This is a genomic window from Azospirillum oleiclasticum, from assembly GCF_013423485.1.
In the GTDB taxonomy this organism is placed as follows: Bacteria; Pseudomonadota; Alphaproteobacteria; order Azospirillales; family Azospirillaceae; genus Azospirillum; species Azospirillum oleiclasticum.
The window spans coordinates 597,519-620,786 of record NZ_JABFFR010000001.1 but is presented as its reverse complement, the minus strand read 5'-3'; the positions used below and the strand labels follow the sequence as shown (position 1 = coordinate 620,786).

The following is a 23,268-nucleotide window of genomic DNA, read 5'->3' as shown; positions in this document are numbered from 1 at the left end:
TAGTAGTAGTCCGCAACCGCGCCGAAATCAAAGAAAACCGCGTCGGTTCCGTATCTTGCCGGTCCCGTAGGGTGGAGGCACCTGTACGGAGGGATTGCCACCGCCGGGTCGCGGCGGCGGTCGTAACCCGCGCGGCTTCCGCGTGTTCCTGCCTCAAGCAAGACACGCGGGGAGGCTCATCATGATCCGGTTCGTCATTCTTCTGTCCGTCGCGGTCGCGGTGCCGGCGCATGCCGCGGATCCGCCGCCGGTGCAGGAAGCCGTCGTGGAGCGGGTGGCGCCGCACGAACTCCGCCCGCTGGGCAGGGCGGAGGCGCAGGCGATGATCGGGCTTTCCGCCCGCACCACCGACGGCAAGCCCGCGGGCACCATTCACGATTTCGTGCTCGCCACGCCGAACGGGCCGGTGGAGCGGGTGGTGCTGTCATCCGGCGGGCTGTTCGGCATCGGCTCCACCATGGTCTCGGTGCCGGTGGACCGGCTGACGGTGGATGCGGCGAGCCAGTTCCGCAGCCCGATTACGGCCCCGCCGACCGCGGTCACCCTGCAACTCAGCGCCGACGAGCTCGCCCTGGCGCCCGGCTTCTCCTACACCCCGAACGAGGCGACGCTGAGCAGCCGCAAGTGACGATGACGCCGGATGCGAGTCGTCATTCGGTGCGCGGGGCGGTGCGCGGTGCGATGCGCCGTGCGGCGGGGGCGGCACCGCCCGGCAACGGCACGATCAGCCGGCGCTTGACCGGCTGGACCGTCCGCCGCGTGACCCCGGCGAAGATCTGCTTCGACGCCTCGATCATGGTGACGCCGGCGAAGGCCTTGAACCAGCGCTCCCCCACTTCCTCCCACGCCGGGGCTGTCGTCAGCAGGAAGCGCGAGCGCAGCGGCGGGATGAACAGCGCGTGCGCAGATCGCTCCGGCACGAACATGGTGTCGCGCAGCACCTGCTTGAGCTGGGAGGAGGAATAGGGAAAGCCGTGACCGAAAGGTGTCCAGTCCGCGCGCGCCCACAGCCCGCGGCGGTTGGGCACCACCACCAGCAGCCGGCCGCCGCCGGCCAGCACCCGCCAGATCTCCCGCATCATCGGACGGAGCTGCTCCGTCCCTTCCAGCCCGTGCACCAGGAGAACACGATCGACCGACATGTCGGCGAAGGGAAGATCGCCCTCCTCGGCCAGCGCCACCAGCCCCGGCCCCTCCTTCGGCCAGAAGGTAACCCCCTGCCCGGCCGGCATCACCGCCAGCACGCGGTCCGCCTCGGCGCGGAAGGGCCGCAGGAAGGGGGTGGCGTAACCAACGCCCAGCACGATCTGTCCACGCACATCGGGCCAGAGAAGGCGCAACCGCCGGCGGATCATCCGGCGGGCGACCTGCCCAAGGCTCGACTGGTAAAATTCCCTCAGATCGACGATGTCCGTGTGCATGATCGTCGCAGACTAGCATGAAATTCTCGGAAAGGGACCCGTGCCATGGAGATCCACCTGATTCCGGCCTTCAGTGACAATTACGTCTACCTCCTGCGCGATCCGGAATCGGATGCCGTGGGCGTGGTCGATCCCGGCGACGCGGCACCCGTGGTCGAGGCGCTGGAGCGGCGGGGCTGGCGCCTCACCCACATCCTCAACACCCACCATCACAACGACCACATCGGCGGCAACGCCGCGCTGAAGGCACGCTACGCCGCGACGGTGATCGGCGCCGCCGCCGACGCGCACCGCATCCCGGAGCTGGACGTGACGCTGGGCGACGGCGACACGGCAGCGTTCGGCGGCCAGACCGCGCGGGTGATCGACACCCCCGGCCACACGGTCGGGCACATCGCCTTCTGGTTCGAGGGCGCCGAGGCGCTGTTCTGCGGCGACACGCTGTTCGCGCTGGGCTGCGGCCGGCTGTTCGAGGGCACCGCGGCCCAGATGTGGGGCTCGCTGCGCGCCTTGCGCGCCCTGCCCGAGGCCACGCGCGTCTATTGCGGGCACGAATACACCCTGTCCAACGCCCGTTTCGCGGTGACGGTGGACCCTGAAAACGACGAACTGCAGCGGCGCTTCGCGGCGATCAAGGCGATGCGCGAACGTGGCGAGCCGACCATTCCCTCCACCATCGCCGAGGAACGGCGCACCAATCCCTTCCTGCGCGCCGACGACGCGCAAGTGCAGGCGGCCATCGACATGGCCGGCGCCGATCCTGGGCGGGTTTTCGCCGAACTGCGCCGCCGCAAGGACGGATTCCGCTGACGGCGATGGAGGCGGGAGGATGGTGCGTCCCGCGAACGGGTTGCCCGCCGCCGCCCATCCGCTACACTGCCGCGGCCCGCTTGGGGGCGGCACGGAGAGGTAGGAGACAGGGACCGATGAAACTTCGCTACAGCGCAACGTCACCCTATGTGCGCAAGGTGATGATGGTGGCGATCGAGTGCGGGCTGGAGTCGGCCATCGATAAGCAGCCGACCGACGCCTGGTCGCCGGAGACCGACCTGCCCAAGGACAACCCGCTGAGCAAGGTGCCGACGCTGATCCTGGCCGACGGCACCACCCTGTTCGACAGCCCGGTCATCTGCGAGTATCTGGACACCCTGCACGACGGCGCGCGGCTGTTCCCGGCGGTGGGCCCCGACCGCTGGAAGGCGCTGCGGCTCCAGGCGCTGGCCGACGGGCTGAACGACGCGGCGGTCGCGCTGCGGCTGGAAAGCGTGCGTCCGGACGGTGAGCGGTCGGAGAAGTGGATGAACCGCCAGCGCGCCGCCGTGCTCCGCTCGCTCGACGCGCTGGAAGCGGAAGCCGGCAGCCTCGGCGAAACGCCGACCATCGGCACCATCGCGGTGGCGGCGGCGCTCGGCTACATCGATTTCCGCTTCGCCGATCTCGGCTGGCGGGAGACGCGGCCGGCGCTGGCGCACTGGTTCGAGCCGGTCTCGGCCCGTGACAGCTACCGCCGCACCGCACCCCCGACCTGACAAGGGAGCGCACGGCATGACGGAACCGCTGACGCCCGAAGGCATCATCGCGACGCTTGGCATGAAGCCCCACCCGGAAGGCGGCCACTATGTGGAAACCTTCCGGGACATGCCGGCCTCCGGCGGCCGCGGGGCGAAGACGGCGATCTTCTTCCTGCTCCGGGCCGGCGAACGGTCGCACTGGCACAGCGTGGACGCGGTGGAGAGCTGGCACTGGCACGCCGGCGCTCCGCTGGAGCTGGCGATCTCGGAGGACGCGGCGACGATCGAGCGTCACGTCCTCGGCACCGACTTCGCCGCCGGCCAGCGCCCCCAGGCCACGGTTCCCGCCAACGCCTGGCAGTCCGCCCGCTCGCTGGGGGACTGGACGCTGGTCGGCTGCACGGTGGCTCCGGCCTTCGAGTTCGCCGGCTTCACCCTGGCGCCCGAAGGGTGGGAGCCGGGGACCTGACGCTTACGCCGCGGTCGCCGCCGGCACCAGCTCCCCCACCCCGCCCGCGTCGCGGCGGACGGTCAGCAGGCGGTCGTGGAAGGCGGTCAGGCTGGTGCGGTGGCCGATGCTGACGACGGTCGTGCCGGGCAGCCGCTCGCGCAGCAGGCCGTAGAGGCGCGCCTCCGTCTCCGGGTCGCAGGCCGAGGTGGCCTCGTCCATGAACAGCCAGGCGGGGCGGTGCAGCAGCACGCGGGCGAAGGCGATGCGCTGCTGCTCGCCGCCGGACAGGCGCTGCCCCCAATGGTCCTGCTCGTCGAGCCGGTCGGCCATGGCGCCCATCCCAACCGCGTCCAGTGCCGCGCGCACCGTCTCGGCCGGAACGGCGTCGGCGGAGTCGGGGTAGGTGACGGCGGCGGCCAGGCTGCCGATGGGCATGTAGGGCTTCTGCGGCAGGAACATCGCCGCACCGGACGCCGGCAGCCGCACCGTGCCGGCGCCGAAGGGCCAGATGCCGGCGATGGCGCGGAACAGCGTGCTCTTGCCCGACCCCGACGCGCCCGTCACCAGCACCCGCTCGCCGGGCGCGACCGTCAGATCGGCGTGCACCAGCGGCCGGCGGTCGAGCGGCAGCGTCAGCGTCAGTCCCTTCAGTTCCAGCTCCGGCCGCTCGCCGCGCACCCGCGCCACGCCAGCGTCGAAGCGGCTGGCCGCCTGCACCGCGGCGACGGCCCGGTGGAAGCCGATCAGCCGGTCCACCGTCGCCTTCCACTCGGTCAGGCTGACATAGGCGGAGATGAACCACGACAGGCTTTCCTGCACCTGCCCGAAGGTCGACGAGATCTGCATCAGCCCGCCAAGCTGGATTTGCCCCGCGAAATAGCGCGGCGCACCGACGACGAAGGGGAAGATGATCGCCACCTGCCCATAGCCGCTGGTGAACCAGGTCAGCCGCTTCTGCGTGCGCATGATCGACCACCAGTTGGCGACCACATGGCCGAAGCGCTCCGCGAAGCCGCGCTGTTCCTGCGCCTCGCCGCCATGCAGCGCCACGCCCTCCGCGTTCTCGCGCAGGCGGATCAGGGAGAAGCGGAAATCCGCCTCGTAGCGCTGCTGGTCGAAGTTCAGCCGCGCCAGCGGCCTTCCGATCAGGTGCGTCAGCACGCTGCCGGCCAGCGCGTAGATGACGGCGACCCAGACCATGTAGCCGGGGATCTCGACCTCGTGCCCGAACAGCGGCACCGCCAGCGGCCCCGACAGCGCCCACAGGATGCCGAGGAAGGAGACGAGGTTGACCGTGTTGGACAGGAAGCCCAGCGTCAGCGTCAGCGTGTAGGCCACGAAAAGGCGCAGGTCGTCGGCGATGCGCTGGTCGGGGTTGTCGGTCGTCTGCCCGGCGAATTGGAGCCGATAGTAGGTCTGCCCGGCCAGCCAGTCCTTCAGATAGCGGTCGGTCAGCCAACGCCGCCAGCGGATCTGGAGCATCTGGTTGAGATAGAGGTTGTACACCGCGACCGCGATGAAGATCGTCGCCAGAACCGTGAAGTAGAGAAGCTGACTGGAATACTCCGCCTCGTTCTTTTCCTGCAAGGCGTTGTAGAAGTCGTTGTTCCAGGCGTTGAACAGGACGTTCAGATAGACCTGCCCGAGATTCAGCAGGATGATCACGGCAAGCAGGCCGCGGGCGGCCCAGCGCTCCTCCGACGACCAGTAGGGACGGGTCAGCGTCCACAGATCCCGGAAGAACGCTCTGGTGGTGGCGATGCGGCTCATGCGGCGCGCTCCGGATTCCGGCTTACGACGAAGGAGTTATGAACCTCCGCGTTCAGCGCCGCAACACGTCCCGGCTGGCCAGCACGGCACCACCAATGATCAGCGCGCAGGCCACCCACACGCTCCACCCCCCGGCGCGGTCACCGAACAGGATCAGCAGGAAGGTGGACAGCAGCGGCGTGGCGTAGGACAGCGCGCCCAGCGCCCGGATGTCGCCGCGCTTGACCCCATGGTCCCACACGAAGAAGGCGGCCCCCACCGGGCCGATTCCCATCAGAATGACGATCAGCCACTCCGTCCCCGTCGGCACCGCCGTCGTCTCGAACAGCAGATGGCAGAGGCCCGAGAGGATGGAGGTGGCAAGGCAGAAACCGCCCACCGCCTCGGTCGGCACGTCGCCGAAGCGCCGCGACAGCACGGAATAGGCGGCCCAGGTGACGGCGCAGGTGGCCGCCGACAGGTAGCCCGGCAGGTTCGCCGCCTCCACGCTGACGCCACCGGTTCCGCGGCCCAGAACGATCAGCGCCGTGCCGGCGAGCCCGGCCAGCGCCCCCAGCACATGGCCGCGCCGCAGCCGCTCCCCCGGCAGCAGCGCCGAGAACAGCACGATCAGCAGCGGCCACAGGTAGTTCAGCAGATTGACCTCGACCGCCGCGCCAGGGGCGAGCTGGAAGGCCAGGAAATAGAAGAAGTGGTAGCCGAACAGCCCGCCCACCCCCAGCAGCCACACCGCCGGCGGCTGCCGCAGCGCCCCGACCACATCGCGGCCCAGCGCCGCCCCGGCCGCGGTGCCGACGACGAAGGCGATGCCGAAGGACATGGCGACGAGCTGGAACGGCGGAATCGCCGCCGCCAGCGTCGCGAACAGCGCCAGCGTGGACCACAGGACGATGGCGATACCGCCCACGGCGGTGGCGCGGCGGATCTCGGCGGGCGGGCGGGTCAGGGCATGGTCGGTCATGATGCCGCTGCTTAGCGCAGGCGCCGGGTTTCGTCCATCGGCGAACCTGCGCGCCCGGTTCAACCCAGCGTGAACGCCTCATGGATCGCCGATTGCGTGCTGCCGCCGACGATCGGACCGCCGCCCGCCACGTGGATCCAGTCGCCCAGCAGCGCCGCGCCCAGCCCGTGCCGCGGGGTGGACATGGGGGCGTGGCTCTGCCAGGTGTCGGCACCGGGGTCGTAGCTTTCCATCACGCCGAAGACACGGTCGGCGGCACGGCCGTCCACATAATCGCGCTGCTCCCCGCCCATGGCGTAGAAGCGCCCCTTCAGCACCACCAGCCCGTGACCGGAGCGCGGTGTCGGCAGCGGCGCGCGCAGCTCCCATGTGTCGCGGCCGGGCAGATACACATGGTGCAGGCCCGTGTTGTACTCGAAGGTGTTGAAGCGTCCACCGATCACATGGATGCGCCCGTCCCAGGCAACGGCGCCGGCGTGATCGCGGGCGGCCGGAAGGGGCTTGCGACGCTCCCACCGGTCACCGGCGATGTCGTAGGCTTCGTGCCATCCGACGCTCGCCCGCTCGTCGGTCGGGCCGGAGGCGCCGCCGATCAGATGGATGCGCCCGCCGAGCGCCACCGCCGACGCCGCGCCCCGTTCCCGCGGCAGCGGGGCGATGGCACGCCAGCGGTCCTCCCCGATCTCGTAGACATAGGCGTTGGCGTCGGGCGTGCGGTTCTGCTCGGTGAACCCGCCCAACGCGTAGAGCCGCCCGGCCTCCGCCACCACTGCCACATGGTTGGCCCCGCGCGGCAGGGGCGCCGCCTCGTGCCAGCGGTCGTCCTTGGGATCGTAGAGATGGTGATAGGCGCGGTTCACCCGCCCATCGCCATAGCCGCCGACCACATGCATGCGGTCCTGCCACGCTGTCGCCCAGGCCATCTCGCTGCGGGGAAGCGGAAGGCGTGCCCGTTCCTCCCAGCGGCCCGGCGGACCTTTCGGGGCGGGGCTCTCCACCACCCGCTGCCCAAGCTGCTGCTCGGTCAGCGCGTCCACCCTGTTCCCCTGGAGCGTCTGGAACGGAGCACCATGGTGCTGGTGCGACTGCGCCAGTGCCGTCCGCGCGGCCAGCGGCGTGGCGAGCGCAATGCCGATCGCGGCGCGGCGTGTCAACGTCGTGGGGCTGGTCGGCATGGCGTCGCTCCCTGCGATGTTCGTTGTCGCAGGAACATGGGGTCCGCCACGCCTATTTCGACGTCCCCTCGTCCACCAGCTCCGCCCGCCCGATCCGGCGCAGCGACACCTCGCGCCGCGCCTCCTCCGCGCGGATATCGCGCAGGGTGCCGGCGGTGAAGGTGATGTGGGCTTCCGAATGGGTGCGCGCCGCCGCGGCGTCACCAGCCAGGACGGCATCGGCGATGGCGAGGTGCTGGTCGAGCAGCAGGTCGCGCACGCCCGGCCGCACGAACAGCTCCGTCCGGTTGAAGAACACGTCCTGCCGCAGCATGTCGGACATCGCCCGCATCACGTGCAGGATCACCACGTTGTGCGCCGCCTCGTACAGGGCGAGGTGCAGGTCGGCGTCGCAGTCGGCCTCCTCCGTCGGGTCGCCCTTGGCGTGGGCGGCCCGCATGCGGGCGGCGATGGCGCGGATCGCGTCCCGGTCGAGGTCGTTGGCCCGTTCGGCGGCGAGGCCGGCGGCCAGCCCCTCCAGCGCCGTCCGGAACTCGAAATAGTCGAAGGTGGTTTCGGGCCGGGCGTGCAGGATGGCGGCCAGAGGGTCGGTGATGCCGGACAGGAAGCGGGCGACGTGGGTGCCACCACGCCCGGTCACCAGAAGCCCCCGCTCCTCCAGCTTGGCCAGCGCATCGCGCAGCGACGGGCGGGAGACGTCGAGCTTCAGCGCCAAGTCGCGCTCGGGCAGCAGCTTCTCGCCCGGGCGCAGCACGCCGTCGAGGATCAGCGCTTCCAGATGCTCCGCGATCGCGTCGGAGAGCTTGGCCGGTCGTATCGTTCCTGTCATGGCCCGTCAGATCCATCCCCACAGCGCAACCATAACCGTGGAGCACGGGTTCGTCCACAGACTGTCCGTGTGAAATATTTTTCCCGTTGCCAGTCTTGGTAAAATAATTTATCCAACCGCCATCCAATGAACATCGCCCGCGCCGACGCGGGATGCCCAACCTCCCGCAAGGGGGGCTGGCGGGGGTGTGTCGGCGACCGGGCGGACGGAGGAGATTGCATGGTCTGGTCGCAGATTTACGACCCGTTCAACAACATGTGGCTGTCGACCTTCATCGCCGCACTGCCGGTGCTGGTGATGCTGGGCGGGCTCGGCATCTTCCACATGAAGGCGCATCTGGCGGCCCTGCTGGGCCTTGCCGTGGCGCTCACCGCCGCGGTCGCCGCCTTCGGCATGCCGCTGGCGATGGCCAGCAAGACGGCGCTGTACGGCGCCGCCTACGGCCTCCTGCCGATCGGCTGGATCGTCCTCAACATCATCTTCCTGTATCACCTGACCGAGCAGAAGGGTCAGTTCAAGATCCTGCAGGAAAGCATCACCGGCATCACCAACGACCGGCGCCTCCAGCTGCTGCTCATCGCCTTCTGCTTCGGCGCCTTCTTCGAGGGTGCGGCGGGCTTCGGCACGCCGGTGGCGGTGACCGGCGCCATGCTGATCGGGCTGGGCTTCTCGCCGCTGGCGGCGTCCGGCCTGTCGCTGATCGCCAACACGGCACCCGTCGCCTACGGCGCGCTGGGCACGCCGGTGATCGCGCTGGCCGCGGTGACCGGGCTGCCGCTGCTCGACCTGTCGGCGATGATCGGGCGCCAGCTTCCGCTCTTCTCCATCGTCGTGCCGTTCTGGCTGATCGTGGCCTTCGTCGGCTTCCGCGGCGCGCTGCAGATCTGGCCGGCGATCCTGGTGGCCGGCGTCACCTTCGCGGTCCCGCAGTTCCTGGTGTCGAACTTCCACGGCCCCTGGCTGGTGGACGTGATCGCCGCCATCGTGTCGCTCGGTGCGCTGACCCTGTTCCTCAAGACCTGGAGCCCCGCCACCATCTGGACGTCGGTCGACGGCACCATGGCGGTGTCCGGCGGCAGCGTCGGCGCCGCGGTCAGCCCGCCGGAGGCCAAGGGGGCGCACGGCTACACCGCCGCCGAGGTGCGGCGCGCCTGGATGCCGTGGGTGATCCTCAGCGTGCTCGTCTTCATCTGGGGCATCCCGCAGGTGAAGACCTTCCTCGACGGGATCTGGATCTTCAAGTACCCCATCGACGGCCTGCACCAGATGATCCAGCGCGTGCCGCCGGTGGTGCCGAAGCCGCACGCCGAAGCCGCCGTCTACACGCTGAACCTGCTGTCGGCGACCGGCACCGGCATCTTCATCGCCGCCATCATCTCCGGCTTCCTGATGGGCTACACGCCGCTGGGCATGCTGAAGACCTATGGCCGCACGCTGTACGTCATCCGTTACTCGCTGCTGACCATCGCCGCCATGCTGGCGCTGGGCTTCACCACCCGCTACTCGGGGCTGGACACCACGCTCGGTCTCGCCTTCGCCAACACCGGTTTCCTCTACCCGTTCTTCGGCACCCTGCTGGGCTGGCTGGGCGTGGCGCTGACCGGGTCGGACACCGCGTCGAACGTGCTGTTCGGCAGCCTGCAGCGGGTGTCGGCGGAGCAGCTCGGCCTGAACCCGACGCTGATGGCCGCGGCCAACAGCTCGGGCGGTGTGATGGGCAAGATGATCGACGCGCAGAGCATCGTGGTGGCTGCCGTCGCCACCAAGTGGCACGGCCATGAGGGCACGATCCTGCGCTACGTCTTCTGGCACTCCATCGCGCTGGCCTGCCTGATCGGCGGTCTGGTGATGCTGCAAGCCTATGTGTGGCCCTTCACCGCCATGGTGGTCGGCAACTGAATGCCTATATCGTTGGTGTGACAGACGGTTCGGGCGGGGCAGCCCGCCCGGATCGCAGCGGGGAGGAAACGCGCGCGTCATGAGCCAAGAACGCCCGAGCACCGTCTATTACTTCGGCACCTGCCTGATCGACCTCTTCTACCCCGAGGCCGGCATGGCCGGCATCGAGCTGCTCCAGGGCCAGGGCGTGCGCGTCGTCTTCCCGCAGGGGCAGAGCTGCTGCGGCCAGCCGGCGTACAACTCCGGCTATCGCGACGAGGCGCGCAAGGTCGCGCGCGCCCAGCTCGCCCTGTTCACCGAGGACTGGCCGGTGGTGGTGCCGTCCGGTTCCTGCGCCGGTATGATGAAGAAGCACTGGCCCGAGCTGTTCCACGGCACGCCCGATCAGGCGCGGGCCGAGGCGGTGGCGGGCCGCGTGTGGGAGCTGACCCAGTTCCTCGTCAACGTCCTCGACATCCGGCTGGAGGACAAGGGCGAGCCGTTGCGGATCACCTGGCACGCCTCCTGCCACGCGCAGCGCGAGATGGGGGTGGTGGACGAGCCCAAGGCGCTGCTGCGCCAGCTCCGCAACGTGGAGCTGGTGGAACTCGCGCGCGAGAAGGAGTGCTGCGGTTTCGGCGGCACCTTCGCCGTGCGCCATCCCGAGATTTCCGCCGCCATGGTCGGCGACAAGATCGCCGACATCGAGAACACCGGGGCGAAGGCCGTCGTCTCCGGCGACTGCGGCTGCCTGCTGAACATCACCGGCGCCCTGGAGGCCGGCAAGCGCCCGGTGCGCGGCCAGCACATCGCCCAGTTCCTGAAGGAGCGGACCCATGGTTGACGCGGCGGCTCATACGACCATTGATTTCGCCAAGGCGTCGCGCACGGCGCTGGCCGACCAGCAGCTCCGCGGCAACTTCCGCCGCGCCATGGACGGGTTGATGAGCAAGCGCGCCGTGCAGTTCGCGGATAGCCGCGAATGGCACGCGATGCGGGCGCTGGGCGCGTCGGTGCGACTGCGCGCCCTGTCGAAGCTGCCGGAGCTTCTGGAAAAGCTGGAAGAGAACTGCACGCGCAACGGCATCCGCGTGCACTGGGCCTCCACCACGGCCGAGGCCAACGCCATCGTCCTGTCCATCATGCAGCGGGTGGACACCCGGCTGGTGGTCAAGGGCAAGTCGATGGTGTCGGAGGAGATGCACCTCAACGCCTTCCTGGAAGAGCACGGCATCGAGATCCTGGAAAGCGACCTCGGCGAATACATCGTCCAGCTTGATGAGGCGACGCCGTCGCACATCATCATGCCGGCGATCCACATGAACACGAAGCAGATCGCGCATCTGTTCCGGCAGAAGATCAAGGACGCCGAGTACACCGAGGACGTGGCCCGCCTGACCGACCTCGCCCGCCGGGTGCTGCGCGCCAAGTTCGCCGCCGCGGAGGTCGGCGTTTCCGGCGTCAACGCCGCGGTGGCGGAAACCGGCACGCTCTGCCTGGTGGAGAACGAAGGCAACGGGCGCATGTGCACCACCGTGCCGCCGGTCCACATCGCGGTGATGGGGCTGGAGAAGGTGGTGGAGAGGCTGGAGGACGTGCCGCCGGTGATCAGCCTGCTGACGCGCTCCGCCACCGGCCAGCCGATCACCACCTACGTCAACATGATCACGTCGCCCCGCAAAGACGGGGAGCGGGACGGCCCGCGCGAGGTTCATCTGGTGATCCTCGACAACGGCCGCTCCAACGTCTACGCCGACGCCGAGCTGCGCGACACGCTGCGATGCATCCGCTGCGGCGCCTGCATGAACCACTGTCCGGTCTACACCAAGGTCGGCGGCCACGCCTACGAGGCGCCCTATCCCGGCCCGATCGGCAAGATCCTGGTGCCGCAGATCGAGGGGCTCGACCGTCGGGGGGAGATGCCGCACGCCTGCACCATGTGCAACGCCTGCGTCGAGATCTGCCCGGTGAAAATCCCCATCGTCGGCATCATGGGCCGCCTGCGGGCCGAGGCCGTGCACCCGTCCAGCGCCGTGAAGGACGCCGGTGCCCGCGCCAGCCGCACCGAGGCGCTGGTGTGGAAGGGATGGGCCGCGGCCAACGCGTCGCCGCTCGCCTACCGCATCGCCAGCGGGCTGGCGGCACGGCTGGGCAACATGGCTCCATCCTCCCTGCCGCTCCTCAAGGACTGGACGAACGTGCGCACGAAGCCGCGCTTCGCCGGACGCACGCTGCACGAGATGGCCCGCGAGAAGGGGATCGCCGATGTCTGACGCACGCACTTCGATCCTCACCCGTCTGCGCGCCAGCCGCGACGCCCACCCGGTCACGGTGCCGCCATCCGATTTCGGCGTGCTCGCCGGCATGCGCTGGTCGCCGGAGGAACGGCTGGACCGCCTCCGCACCATGATGGAGGCCGTCCACACCGAGTTCCTGGACGCGACGGAGGCGGACTGGCCCGCGGTCGTCCGGGACTTCCTGCGCGCCGAAGGGGTGAAGACCCTGCTGCACGGCACGCCGATCGCCGCGGCGCTGGCCGCCGCCTGGACGCCCGGCGCGCCGGAGCGGATCGCTTACGACCAGCCGGTGGAAGGCTTCAAGGAGCGGCTGTTCACCGGCATCGACGCCGGCATCACCACCACACTCGGCGGCATCGCCCACACCGGCAGCCTGATCCTGTGGCCGACGCCGGAGGAGCCGCGACTAATGTCGCTGGTGCCACCGGTGCATGTGGCCCTGCTGCGCGCCGACCGGCTGTACGACACCTTCTGGCAGGCGATGACGGAGAACCGCTGGTCACAGGGCATGCCGACCAACGCCCTGCTGGTCTCCGGCCCATCGAAGACCGCCGACATCGAGCAGACGCTGGCCTATGGCGTGCACGGGCCGAAACGTCTGATCGTGGTGGTGGTGCGCGTCTGACCAGTCAGGCGGCTTCCAGCGCCGTCATGCCCCTGGTCGTCCGGGCGAAGAAATCGTCGTAGTCGGCGGCCGTGGCGGCGTCCGGCTCGAACTTGACGTGCAGACTGCCGCCGGCCGAGGATTTGATCACGCAGGGGATCGGACGCGCGAAACCGCGGACCTCGATGACGCAGCGCGCACCGGGCGCCAGCGCCGCGGCCGTCTCCAGCAGGGCGCCGCCAGCCGACAGATTGCGGACGACGGCCGTGGTGGCCGCTCCTCCTGCCGTCACGGTTCCCGGCAGGTCCACGTGGAAACGGGGTTTCTGACGGCGGTCCACCTCCGTGGTGGCGGTGCGCACGACGCGCACCAGTGTCTCCCGCAGCGCCTCGACACCCTGCGCCACGTCGACCGCCACGGTTTCCACCTCCGACGCGCCGGACCGGGTCAGGGTGGCCTCGTTCGACACCTTGGAGATGCGCGACGACACCTCCTGGGCGGCGCTGGTGGTCTGCATCACGTTGCGCGCGATCTCGGCGGTCGCCGCCTGCTGCTGCTCCACCGCCGACGCGATGGAGGCCGAAATGCTGTCCACCTCGTGGATCGTCTCGGCCACATCGGAGACGGTGCCGACGACCGCACTGGTCACGCCCTGCACCTGACCGATCAGCCGCGTGATCTCCTCCGTCGAGCGCGCCGTCTGGTTGGCGAGGTTCTTGACCTCCCCGGCCACCACGGCGAAGCCCTTGCCCGCCTCTCCCGCCCGCGCCGCCTCGATGGTCGCGTTGAGAGCGAGCAGGTTGGTCTGGCTGGCGATCGACTTGATGAGTTCCACCACCTCGCCGATGCGGCTGACGGCTCCGGCGAGCTCCTGGATGGTGGCCCGGGCGTCGCCGGCCTTCTGCACCGCCCGCTCGGTGATGGCCCCGGCGGTGCCGACCTGCTGCCCGATCTCGCGGATGCTGGCGGCCAGCTCCTCCGCGGCCGACGCCACCGTCTGGGCGTTGCTCAGGGCCTGCTCCGCCGCGGCGGCCACATTCTGCGAATCATCGCTGACCTTGATGGCGGAGTCGGCCATGTTGCGGGCGTTGGCGCTCATGCGGTCGGTGCGCTCGGCGATGCGGTCGACGGCGGTGCGGGTCTCCACCTCCACCCGGTCGGCCATGTGGAGCAGGGCGGCGCGGCGCGCCTCCTCCGCCTCCAGCCGCGCGCGCTCCTGCGCGTCGCGCAGATGCTGGTTCTCCTGCCCCGCCTGCTGGAAGACGACGACCGAGCGTGCCATGTCGCCCATCTCGTCACGGCGGGCGGTGAACTTCACCCGCACCGACAGGTCGCCCCCCGCCAGCTCGCCCATGATCCCGCGCAGTTCGCGCATGGGTCCGACCACCTGGGTCTGGAAATAGACGACGCAGGCCGATGCGATCACGACCATGATGATCGACGAGGCGACCACCGACCAGCCGACCTCCGCGTTCGCCATCCGGATCGACGTCACCGCAGCCGTGAGGCCGTCGGTGCGCCCGCGCATCTCGCCGGCGACCACCTCGGTCAGTTGCTCGAGGCTCTCGGTGAGCGATTCGGCGGCGCCGTCGAAACGCCCCATGAGCAGATTGCCCCGCTCAGGCCCACCGTCGATATACGCCTGCGCCATGCCGCGGCCGATCTCGTAGAAGGGAACGAACTCCCGCTGGACCGCATCGAGTGCGGCGACCGCGTCGGCAAGCCCGAGCTCCCGCGCGATGCCGGTCGCCTCCTTGATCCGCTCCTCGAACCGCTTGGCGAATTCGGCCGCCTTCTCCGGGCCGTCGTCCAGCCCGTCGAGGCCGCGTGTGGCGGAGATGTCGGTGAGCCACTGCTGCACCTGGGCGGTCGAATACCGGATGTCATCCACCGCGATCAGCAGCGGAAGGTCGCGGCCGATCATCGTCTCGGTGCTTGCCGCCAGCTCGTCCACACGCCGCGACTGCGCGTCGAGGTTCTGGTTCGCGAACGTCCAGGTGCCGAAGGCGGCCAGAAAGACCATGGCGGCGACGATCAGGACCTTCGCTCGGATGGACACGATGTTCAGGAAATCCATGGTATCACCAGGCAGGAACAGACGGAGTCGACAACGGCGATTGCCAAACCGCGCGATCCTGACCAAATCCACGGATCCGTTCAAACACAAACCCACCGCGTTGGACGCATGGCGGCAATCCAACGGCACGGTATTACATAGGGAAACTTCATTTCAAGGTTGTCGTTGTTAAATTGCCTTGCGGACAATCTTGCGATCAGCCCGGACCAGACTGCGCACCGGATGATCGTGCGCGGGCGTCGCAGCCGCCACCCGCCCTTTCCCGGAACGTACGGAGCAGATCGCATTCGTCGCAGGACAGGTAGGGACAGGCCGTGCACCGGATCTCGCAGCCCCCCACTCCCTGCCCCGCCCCATGCCCGGCAACGAGCCGCAGCACATCGATCGCGGTCGACTCCGAGCCGTTCCTGCGGTGCACGTCCAGCAGCATGGGCAGCGGATCGCGCCCCGCGCCGCAGCAGGCACGGGCATACCGGAAACTCCAGACCAGCAGCCGGTCGCCAGGGCCGAGCGCATCGAAACGCCGGGCAACGGCGGCCGACCCCGTGCACCCGGCACCACTCCGGTCATCCGGCAACGCCGCGCGTGTCGGTTCCATGACGGCCGATTAATGAGTCAGCCGCATGCCGCGGTCGGCCTGCGGCACCACCACACCCGGCGCCGGCGACAGCGTCGCCGGCGGGTGACCGGTGAGCGTCAGCCCGGCCTCCGCGAGCGCCATCGCCAGCCCGACAGCCGGCGGCAGGGCCAGACGCACCGCCGTCGGCGGCAACCAACCATCCAGGATCACGCCCGCCTCCGCGTGACGCCCCTGCTGGAGAAGGCTGACGGTGCCGAGGAGCCGGGCCTCGTCCTCGCCCAGCCGGGGGCAGCGCGGGCAACGCACATCCAGCGGCTGCCGCGCCGTCCCGAGCACCACCCTCATCAGCCGGTCGAAGGCCATCAGGCCGTCCTCCCCCACATCGGCCGCGAGAAGGCCGTTGTGCCAGTGGGGGTGCAGCCGGTCAGGCTCACGCAGGGGCGCCGCCCAGAGGCGGAGCACCGCCACGACCAGGAGTTCAGGCGTGCGCAGTTCGTCCAGTGGGCGTTCAGCCGCATAGATGCCGGACGGCGATTGCGCGTTCATGACGGGCTCCTCCTCGTGGGGTCGCACCAACCCTAGTGGGATCCGTCACTTTTTGCAAATCATTCTCATTCGCGAGCTTGCCGCGAAGGAACGCCAATTGACCGAATACGCCCGTAATCGTTTGACTTACCCACATTGCCCGTACTTAAACCAAAGGGCGCCGCCCGTCCGCCGCGACACCGCCAGACAGGACGATCATGCCCATCGACATCATCGACATCCCGCAGAGATACACACCGGAAGCCACGCTGGTGATCTGGGAGAATCGCGACGGCATCCGGGCGATGAAGCATCCGGGGCACGCGGCCCTGCTCCTGCGCCGCTTCAACTTCACCACGCTGAATGGGAACTGGGACCCGACGCGGGTGCGCTACGTCAGCTTCTTCCCCGGCGGCGGCCGGGAAAAGAGCTCCATGGCGCGCCCGGCGCAGTTCTCCGCGCATTATTTCTGGGACATGAAGTTCGAGATGTCCGACCGCGCGCAGGAGGGACTGCGCGCCAAGACCCTGCAACGCCGCCGCGGCCAGTACCTCATCCAGCACGATCTGTCACAGGACGACCCTGTCGAAATCTATGGACAGATGGCCGATGGCATCCTGCCGATGCCGGCCATGTCGCTGTCCGACCGGTACCGCTGGGGCATCGACCTCAACCGCATCGTCACGTGGGCGCTGAACTTCCGCACCAGCAAGGACTTCAACTACGAGTTCGTCAGCAAGAGCAACAACTGCGCCGGTGTGGCGATCCGCGCGCTGCGCGCCGGCGGCGGCGAGGCCTTCGCCTCGGTCGTCGGCGGTGCGCCGAACATGACCCTCTACGCGACACCGAAGGACTGTATCCAGATCGGCGATGCGGTGATGGAAGGCATCCGCCGTGCCAATCAGATGATGGCCTATCTGAACGGCGTCGTCGATCGCAAGTTCAACCTGCTCGGAGGCGTCCACGCCACCCGCGACCCGAGCGAGCTCTACACCGCCGCCGACTGGAAACGCGACAGCTACGTCGCCTTGAAGACCCGCGGCCTGATCCTGCGCAGCATCGACAGCGCCCTGGAGAAGTACCACCGGCTGACCTGGGACAACAATTACCCGGAGAAGCTGACCGCCTACATGGCTGTGCTCAAGGGCGTCTACGACCATTTCCAGGTCAGCACGAGCGGCAAGCGCGAACCGGCCTTCGTCGTTCTGGCGACCCAACTCCTGTTCACCTGGACCATCCTGGCCGCGGAGGCCGAGCTGGGCTGGGACGCGCGCTCCTACTACGGCACCCGCGATCCCTTCGCCAGCAAGTCGGACAAGAAGAAGTAGGCACGCCGAGACCGCGTCGCAGCGGTGCCGCATCGTGTGTCGCGTTTTCCTGCGCCCGCCCGTAGACTCCCGGCCAACCAAACCGGGGAGGAACGCGCATGGGACAGGGGGCGCTGACGGGATTGCGGGTGGTGGAGATGGCGGGGATCGGGCCGGGGCCCTTCTGCGCCATGATGCTGGCGGACCATGGCGCCGATGTGCTGCGCGTCGAACGGCCGGGGCAGAGCTGGCCCTTGCCCATCGGCCCCCGCATCGACCCGCTGAACCGCGGGCGCGCCGTGGTGACGCTCGACCTGCGGACCGACGCCGACCGCGACGCGCTCCTCCGCCTCATCGACCGCGCCGACGCGCTAATCGAGGGGTTCCGGCCGGGGGTCATGGAGAAGCTGGGCTTCGGCCCCGACGCGCTGCTGGCCCGCAACCCGCGCCTCGTCTACGGCCGCATGACCGGCTGGGGGCAGGACGGGCCGCTGGCCCGCACGGCCGGGCATGACCTCAACTACGCCGGCCTGACCGGGGCCATCGCCGCCATGGGTCCGGCCGATCGTCCGCCGCCGCCGCCGCTGAACCTCGTCGCCGATTTCGGCGGCGGCGCGATGATGCTGGCTTTCGGCATGCTGGCGGCGTTGCTGGAGGCGCGCACGTCCGGCCGCGGGCAGGTGGTGGACGCGGCCATGGTGGACGGCACGTCCCTGCTGATGACCATGTTCCACGGGCTGCGCGCGGTCGGCGGCTGGTCGGAGCGGCGGGACGACAACCTGCTGGACGGCGGTGCGCCCTTCTACGCCTGCTACCAGACCGCCGATGGAGGCCACCTGTCGGTCTGCCCGCTGGAGCCGCCCTTCTTCGCCGCCCTGCTCGACCGGCTCGGACTGGCCGACGATCCGGATTTCCAGGCGCAGTACGACCGCGGCACCTGGCCCGGCATGCGCGGGCGGCTTGCCGCCATCTTCCGCAGCCGGACGCGCGACGCGTGGGCGGAGCATTTCGCCGGCAGCGACGCCTGCGTCGCTCCGGTGCTGACCATGGAGGAAGCCCCCGCCCACCCCCAGGCCCATGACCGCGGCGGCTTTGTGGAGCGTGGCGGCATCCTGCAGCCGCAGGCGGCCCCCCGCCTGTCGCGCACTCCGGCCGCCGCCGGCGGGTCACCGGCCGAGATCGGCCGCGACGAGGCGCTGGCAGTGTGGGGTGCCTGACCGGCCAGGGTCGAAGAAAGTTTTCACAAGCTCAGGCTTCGCGTATCGTCCGGGGATGGATGCCAGCCCCTTCCTGCAGCTCCACCGCGAGACCGTCCGGCCGGAGTGGATCGACTACAACGGCCACATGAATGTGGCCTACCATCTGCTGGCGTTCGATCACGCCACCGACGCGGTGTTCGACCATTTCGGCATCGGCAAATCCTATGTGGAGGCGGCCCACCGGTCGCTGTTCGTGGTCGAGGCGCATCTGTCCTATGTCCGCGAGGTCACGGCGGGCGATGGGCTGCGCTTCGTCTCCCGCATTCTCGGCGCCGATGGCAAACGGCTGCACCTGTTCCACGAGATGCGCCACGACGGCGGCGGCTTCCTCGCCGCCACCGCCGAGTTCATGCTGGTGCATGTGGACATGGATCAGCGCCGGGCCACCCCCTTCCCGCCCGACGTGGCGGCACGCCTGGCCGAAACGGCGGTACGCCACGGCACCCATCCGCCGCCGCTTCAGGCCGGACGGGCAGTCAGGTCCGTGCGCCGTCCGCCGGATTGACGGGCATGGGCTGGCGCTCGCCGAATGTCCTCCTATTTAACGGGGCACCATGAGAGTATTTTTCATCGCATTCATCCTATCCGCCTCCACGCTCGCACCCCTGCCGGCCTGGGCCGATTGCTCCGACGCGGCGCAGCCCAAGGTCAACTGGCGCCGCTGCTTCTTCGATGGGCAGGACTTGTCCGGTGCCGACCTGAGCGATGCCATGCTGCGCGACGCCGCCTTCGGGCGTGCGACGCTCAATGGCGCCAAGCTCGCGGGCGCGGACGCCTATCGCGCCAGATTCGTGAGCGCTACCATGAAGGGCACCGTGCTGGACGGTGCCAGGCTGATCGAAGCGGACATGACCCGCGCCGATCTGACCGGCGCCTCCTTTCGGGAAGCCGACCTGCGCAACGCCAAGCTGGTGAACGCGACGCTGGTGAACGCCGACTTCACGGGCGCGCGGCTGGCGGGCACCGATCTGCGCCATTCCGACATGACCGGGGCCACCTGGGTGGACGGCAAACGCGTCTGCGGCGAAAATTCCATCGGCCAGTGCAACTGAGAAGTATCTTTACAAAGGTCATAGTCCCCCTTGCGGGATTCGGTATCGACGCGCTACCGTATTTCAAGGAACCATAAGGGGGGGCCGCACGCCGTGGCGTACGACGAGGACATCGAGCGCGCGGGTGCGTTGGCCGACAAGGCCATACAGCGGCTCCACGCGGAGCAGCTTCCGCCAAATCCCGAGAACTTCACGCTCTGGTACGCCCATTACAGCGGCCATTTCCCGGACCTTTCCCGCGCGATCGAGATGGCCCAGCGCGACGGGGGGCGGTTGACCCAGCTCCTGTGCGACGAGCTGTACAAGCGCTTCTTCACCCTGGACGCCGAATCCCAGGCGATCCGCGAGACTTCGGAACGGGCGCGGGCCTCGCTGGCGAAGATCATGGAGATGCTGGATTCCGTCGGCACCGAGACGAACCGCTACGGCACGGCGCTCGCCGGGCTCCAGGGCGAGTTGGACCAGCCGCTGGGCATGGAGGATCTGCGCGCCGTCGTGGCGGCCATCGCCGCGGAAACCTCGGCCATCATCGACCGGCAATCGCGGCTGCAGACGCAGCTTCTCGATTCCAGCCAGCAGCTCGCCGAGATGCGGGTGAGCCTGGACACCGCGCGGCGCGAGGCGATGACCGACGGCCTCACCGGCATCGCCAACCGCAAGGCGTTCGACCACACCATGGTCGAGGCGATGCAGACCGCGCAGCAGGAGGGGCTGCCGCTGTGCCTGCTGCTCATCGACATCGACCGCTTCAAGCTGTTCAACGACACCCACGGCCATCTGGTGGGCGACCATGTGCTGCGGCTGGTCGCCCGTGCCTTGACGGAGTGCATCAAGGGCCGCGACACCGCGGCCCGCTATGGCGGGGAGGAGTTCGCGATCGTGCTGCCGCAGACGTCGCTCCGGAACGCCGTCAAGGTGGCGGAGCAGGTCCGCACCACCGTCGGCTCCCGCCAGATCGTCAACCGCAGCCGCAGCGTGAATTACGGCACCGTCACCCTGTCCATCGGCGCCGCCGAGTACCGGCCGGGCGAGCCGTTGCCCGAGCTGGTCCGCCGCGCCGACTCGGCCCTCTACCGCGCCAAGAACACCGGCCGCAACCAGGTGTGCGCCGAAGGCTGAGCGCGTCAGCGCACCGGATCGCCGCCCGCCCGTCCGGTCACCGGCTCCAGATCCTGCTCCTTCACATACTTCTCCACGGTCCCGTCCGCGAACCGCACATCGTAGCGGGGGTCGCCGGCCAGCGTGCGCGCGACGACCAGCGCCTCGCGCCCGTTGATCTTCACCGGTGTGCCGAGCCGGAGCATGGCGGTTCTCCTCAGCCGATCGTTCCTTGACGTGACCATAGCCGCTCGCTCCCCACTTGTGGGTGTACGAAATAGAGGGATGGGCTTCGGTCGTAGCGGGCAGGACCGGCGTCGCGGCCGGGGAATTCACCGCGCCGTCACGCGGGCGCAAAGAAAGCGTCATACGGCCCGGCTATCGTGCCGCCCGCAGGGTCCGCTCCGGACCCGGCGGAATCAAAGACCCCCAAGATCGCGACCCCGGCGATTCCCGAAGAGGCGGAGGCAACAGCCATGGACACCCGCGACCCGCGGATGCTGCGCTCGGCGCAGTTCGAGGCCGACGAGGATATCGGCCGCAACACCAGCGCCAACCCGACGATGGGCGACATCATCGCCGCCCGCTTCGGCCGCCGCGACATGCTGCGCGGTGCGCTGGCGGTGTCCGCGATCACCGCCACGCTCGGCCCGGCGGCGCTCGCCGGTCTGAAGCCGGCCGCCGCCGCGGCCGCCGAGGGCAAGCCCAGCTTCGCCTTCACCGAGGTGGAGTTCGGAGTCGATGAGACCCACCATGTGGCCGCGGGCTACGACGCGGACATCCTCATCCGCTGGGGCGACCCGGTGCTGGCCGACGCCCCCGCCTTCGACCCGATGAAGCAGTCGGCCGCGGCGCAGGGGAAACAGTTCGGCTACAACAACGACTTCGTCGGCTTCGCGCCGCTGCCGCTCGGCTCCAACACCCCGGACCACGGCCTGCTCTGCGTGAACCACGAGTACACGGACGAGGAGGTCATGTTCCCCGGCCTGAACGGGGAGCAGCAGAAGGCCAAGTTCGCCGCCATGACCAAGGATCTGGCGGACATCGAGATCGCCGCCCACGGCGGCAGCGTGATCGAGATCCGCAAGGTCGCCGGCAAGTGGACCTACGACCCGAAGTCCAGCATGAACCGCCGGATCACCGGCGAGACGGAGTGTATCATCACCGGCCCGGCGGCCGGGCACGCGCTGATGAAGACCTCCTACGACCCGACCGGCACCAAGGTGCGCGGCATGCTGAACAACTGCGCCGGCGGCATGACGCCCTGGGGCACCTGGCTGTCGGCCGAGGAGAACTTCAACGGCTATTTCTGGCATCCGGACGAGAAGGCCAAGGGCGACCGCTACGGCGTGCCCGGCCGCTGGTACAACTGGGGCGCCTATCACGACCGCTTCGACGTGACCAAGGAGCCGAACGAGGCCAACCGCTTCGGCTGGATCGTCGAAATCGACCCCTACGATCCGACCTCGACCCCGCGCAAGCGCACCGCGCTGGGCCGCTTCAAGCACGAGGCCTGCTCGGTCGCCATCACCAAGGACAACTCGGTCGTCGCCTATTCCGGTGACGACGAGCGCTTCGACTATGTCTACAAGTTCGTCTCCGCCAAGAAATACGTGGCGGGCGACCGCGCCCACAACATGACCCTGCTCGACGAGGGCACGCTCTACGTCGGCAAGTTCAACACCGACGGCTCGCTGGAGTGGCTGCCGCTGGTGCACGGCCAGGGCAAGCTGACCGCCGAGAACGGCTTCCGCGATCAGGCGGAGCTGCTGATCAAGGCGCGTCTGGCCGGCGACGCGGTGGGCGCCACCAAGATGGACCGCCCGGAAGACATCGAGGTCAATCCGAAGACCAACGCGGTCTACGTGATGCTGACCAACAACTCCCGCCGCAAGGCCGACCAGCTCGACGCCGCCAACCCGCGCGCCGAGAACCTGTGGGGCCAGGTGGTGGAGATGCTGCCGCCGGACGGCGACCACACCGCGACGAAGTTCACCTGGAACATCCTGGTGAAGGGCGGAAACCCGCAGCTCGCCGAGGTCGGCGCCATGTTCCACGCCGACACCTCCAAGAACGGCTGGTTCTCCTGCCCCGACAATTGCGCGGTGGACAACCAGGGCCGGCTGTGGATCACCACCGACCAGGGCGAGGGTTGGGCCAAGGCGTCCGGCAAGGCGGACGGCGTCTACGCGATGGAGACCGCGGGCCCGCTGCGCGGCAAGTCGATGATGTTCTACCGCGTGCCGGTGGGTGCCGAGATGTGCGGCCCCTGCTTCGCGCCCGACGATCAGACCCTGTTCGTCGCCGTGCAGCACCCCGCCACCGACGGCACGGATCTGTACAAGCCGTTCGGCAAGCTCTCCACCTTCGAGGAGCCGGCCACCCGCTGGCCCGACTTCAAGCCCGGCATGCCGCCGCGCCCGTCGGTCGTCGCCATCACCAAGAAGGGCGGCGGCGTGATCGGGTCGTAAAC

The 23,268-nt window shown here is 69.1% G+C and carries 22 protein-coding genes; 14 read left to right on the top strand and 8 right to left on the bottom strand.

Annotation, left to right across the window (positions count from 1 at the left end):
- Window positions 1-181 precede the first annotated feature (181 nt).
- Complete coding sequence (locus HL658_RS02985; protein ID WP_180280386.1) at window positions 182-628, top strand: PRC-barrel domain-containing protein; 447 nt, start codon at window positions 182-184, stop codon at window positions 626-628.
- 22 nt (window positions 629-650) lie between these two features.
- On the opposite strand, the gene HL658_RS02980 is transcribed toward HL658_RS02985, so the two are convergent.
- Window positions 651-1,421, bottom strand: coding sequence for a class I SAM-dependent methyltransferase (locus tag HL658_RS02980; RefSeq protein ID WP_180280385.1), 771 nt, complete (start codon window positions 1,419-1,421; stop codon window positions 651-653).
- Between the two features lie 45 nt (window positions 1,422-1,466).
- Between HL658_RS02980 and gloB the strand changes: the two genes are divergently transcribed.
- The 3 genes from gloB to HL658_RS02965 all read left to right on the top strand — a co-directional run bounded on the left by gloB (window position 1,467) and on the right by HL658_RS02965 (window position 3,401).
- Window positions 1,467-2,231, top strand: coding sequence for a hydroxyacylglutathione hydrolase (gene gloB, locus HL658_RS02975; protein WP_180280384.1), 765 nt, complete (start codon window positions 1,467-1,469; stop codon window positions 2,229-2,231).
- Between the two features lie 116 nt (window positions 2,232-2,347).
- The gene (locus HL658_RS02970; protein WP_180280383.1) at window positions 2,348-2,950 is read left to right on the top strand and encodes a glutathione S-transferase C-terminal domain-containing protein; all 603 of its coding nucleotides are present in this window, start codon (window positions 2,348-2,350) and stop codon (window positions 2,948-2,950) included.
- A 16-nt stretch (window positions 2,951-2,966) separates the two neighbouring features.
- A complete protein-coding gene (locus HL658_RS02965) occupies window positions 2,967-3,401 on the top strand; it encodes a cupin domain-containing protein (RefSeq protein ID WP_180280382.1) in 435 nt (144 codons plus the stop codon).
- Window positions 3,402-3,404: 3 nt separating this feature from the next.
- Here HL658_RS02965 and HL658_RS02960 read toward each other — a convergent pair whose 3' ends face one another.
- The 4 genes from HL658_RS02960 to HL658_RS02945 are packed head-to-tail and all read right to left on the bottom strand — an operon-like array spanning window position 3,405 to window position 8,118.
- Entirely contained in the window at window positions 3,405-5,153 is a 1,749-nt protein-coding gene (locus tag HL658_RS02960) for an ABC transporter ATP-binding protein/permease (RefSeq protein WP_180280381.1), read from the bottom strand.
- A 52-nt stretch (window positions 5,154-5,205) separates the two neighbouring features.
- Window positions 5,206-6,114: an aromatic amino acid exporter YddG gene (gene yddG / locus HL658_RS02955; RefSeq protein ID WP_180280380.1), complete on the bottom strand. Its 909-nt coding sequence runs from the start codon at window positions 6,112-6,114 to the stop codon at window positions 5,206-5,208.
- A gap of 59 nt (window positions 6,115-6,173) precedes the next feature.
- The gene (locus tag HL658_RS02950) at window positions 6,174-7,289 is read right to left on the bottom strand and encodes a Kelch repeat-containing protein (RefSeq protein WP_180280379.1); all 1,116 of its coding nucleotides are present in this window, start codon (window positions 7,287-7,289) and stop codon (window positions 6,174-6,176) included.
- A 52-nt stretch (window positions 7,290-7,341) separates the two neighbouring features.
- Window positions 7,342-8,118: an FCD domain-containing protein gene (locus HL658_RS02945; protein WP_180280378.1), complete on the bottom strand. Its 777-nt coding sequence runs from the start codon at window positions 8,116-8,118 to the stop codon at window positions 7,342-7,344.
- A gap of 219 nt (window positions 8,119-8,337) precedes the next feature.
- On the opposite strand from HL658_RS02945, the gene HL658_RS02940 reads away from it, so the two are divergent.
- The 4 genes from HL658_RS02940 to HL658_RS02925 all read left to right on the top strand — a co-directional run bounded on the left by HL658_RS02940 (window position 8,338) and on the right by HL658_RS02925 (window position 12,918).
- Complete coding sequence (locus HL658_RS02940; RefSeq protein WP_180280377.1) at window positions 8,338-10,017, top strand: L-lactate permease; 1,680 nt, start codon at window positions 8,338-8,340, stop codon at window positions 10,015-10,017.
- A gap of 79 nt (window positions 10,018-10,096) precedes the next feature.
- Entirely contained in the window at window positions 10,097-10,840 is a 744-nt protein-coding gene (locus tag HL658_RS02935; protein WP_180280376.1) for a (Fe-S)-binding protein, read from the top strand.
- Window positions 10,833-12,269, top strand: a complete 1,437-nt coding sequence (locus HL658_RS02930) for a LutB/LldF family L-lactate oxidation iron-sulfur protein (RefSeq protein WP_180280375.1) — start codon at window positions 10,833-10,835, stop codon at window positions 12,267-12,269. The genes HL658_RS02935 and HL658_RS02930 overlap by 8 nt, the downstream gene beginning before the upstream one ends.
- Window positions 12,262-12,918: a LutC/YkgG family protein gene (locus tag HL658_RS02925; protein ID WP_180280374.1), complete on the top strand. Its 657-nt coding sequence runs from the start codon at window positions 12,262-12,264 to the stop codon at window positions 12,916-12,918. Before HL658_RS02930 ends, HL658_RS02925 begins: the two co-directional genes overlap by 8 nt.
- A 4-nt stretch (window positions 12,919-12,922) precedes the next feature.
- Here the strand turns inward: HL658_RS02925 and HL658_RS36850 are convergent, their stop codons facing one another.
- Window positions 12,923-14,974 (bottom strand): methyl-accepting chemotaxis protein, encoded by a 2,052-nt coding sequence (locus HL658_RS36850; protein ID WP_246337248.1) that lies wholly within the window; start codon window positions 14,972-14,974, stop codon window positions 12,923-12,925.
- 607 nt (window positions 14,975-15,581) lie between these two features.
- On the bottom strand, window positions 15,582-16,100 hold the full coding sequence (locus HL658_RS02915) for a hypothetical protein (protein WP_180280373.1): 519 nt from the start codon (window positions 16,098-16,100) through the stop codon (window positions 15,582-15,584).
- 197 nt (window positions 16,101-16,297) lie between these two features.
- On the opposite strand from HL658_RS02915, the gene HL658_RS02910 reads away from it, so the two are divergent.
- The 5 genes from HL658_RS02910 (at window position 16,298) to HL658_RS02890 (ending at window position 20,816) form a co-directional block, all read left to right on the top strand.
- A complete protein-coding gene (locus tag HL658_RS02910; RefSeq protein WP_180280372.1) occupies window positions 16,298-17,407 on the top strand; it encodes a hypothetical protein in 1,110 nt (369 codons plus the stop codon).
- A gap of 98 nt (window positions 17,408-17,505) precedes the next feature.
- On the top strand, window positions 17,506-18,603 hold the full coding sequence (locus tag HL658_RS02905; protein ID WP_180280371.1) for a CaiB/BaiF CoA transferase family protein: 1,098 nt from the start codon (window positions 17,506-17,508) through the stop codon (window positions 18,601-18,603).
- Between the two features lie 55 nt (window positions 18,604-18,658).
- Window positions 18,659-19,150: a thioesterase family protein gene (locus HL658_RS02900; RefSeq protein ID WP_180280370.1), complete on the top strand. Its 492-nt coding sequence runs from the start codon at window positions 18,659-18,661 to the stop codon at window positions 19,148-19,150.
- Window positions 19,151-19,199: 49 nt separating this feature from the next.
- Window positions 19,200-19,697, top strand: a complete 498-nt coding sequence (locus tag HL658_RS02895; RefSeq protein ID WP_180280369.1) for a pentapeptide repeat-containing protein — start codon at window positions 19,200-19,202, stop codon at window positions 19,695-19,697.
- A 93-nt stretch (window positions 19,698-19,790) separates the two neighbouring features.
- Window positions 19,791-20,816 carry a diguanylate cyclase gene (locus HL658_RS02890; protein WP_180280368.1) on the top strand — a complete coding sequence of 342 codons (1,026 nt, stop codon included), beginning with the start codon at window positions 19,791-19,793 and terminating at the stop codon, window positions 20,814-20,816.
- A gap of 5 nt (window positions 20,817-20,821) precedes the next feature.
- On the opposite strand, the gene HL658_RS02885 is transcribed toward HL658_RS02890, so the two are convergent.
- Window positions 20,822-21,001, bottom strand: coding sequence for a hypothetical protein (locus HL658_RS02885; protein ID WP_180280367.1), 180 nt, complete (start codon window positions 20,999-21,001; stop codon window positions 20,822-20,824).
- A 270-nt stretch (window positions 21,002-21,271) separates the two neighbouring features.
- Here HL658_RS02885 and HL658_RS02880 point away from each other — a divergent pair, with 270 nt between their 5' ends.
- Window positions 21,272-23,266: a PhoX family protein gene (locus HL658_RS02880; RefSeq protein ID WP_246337247.1), complete on the top strand. Its 1,995-nt coding sequence runs from the start codon at window positions 21,272-21,274 to the stop codon at window positions 23,264-23,266.
- Window positions 23,267-23,268 lie beyond the last annotated feature (2 nt).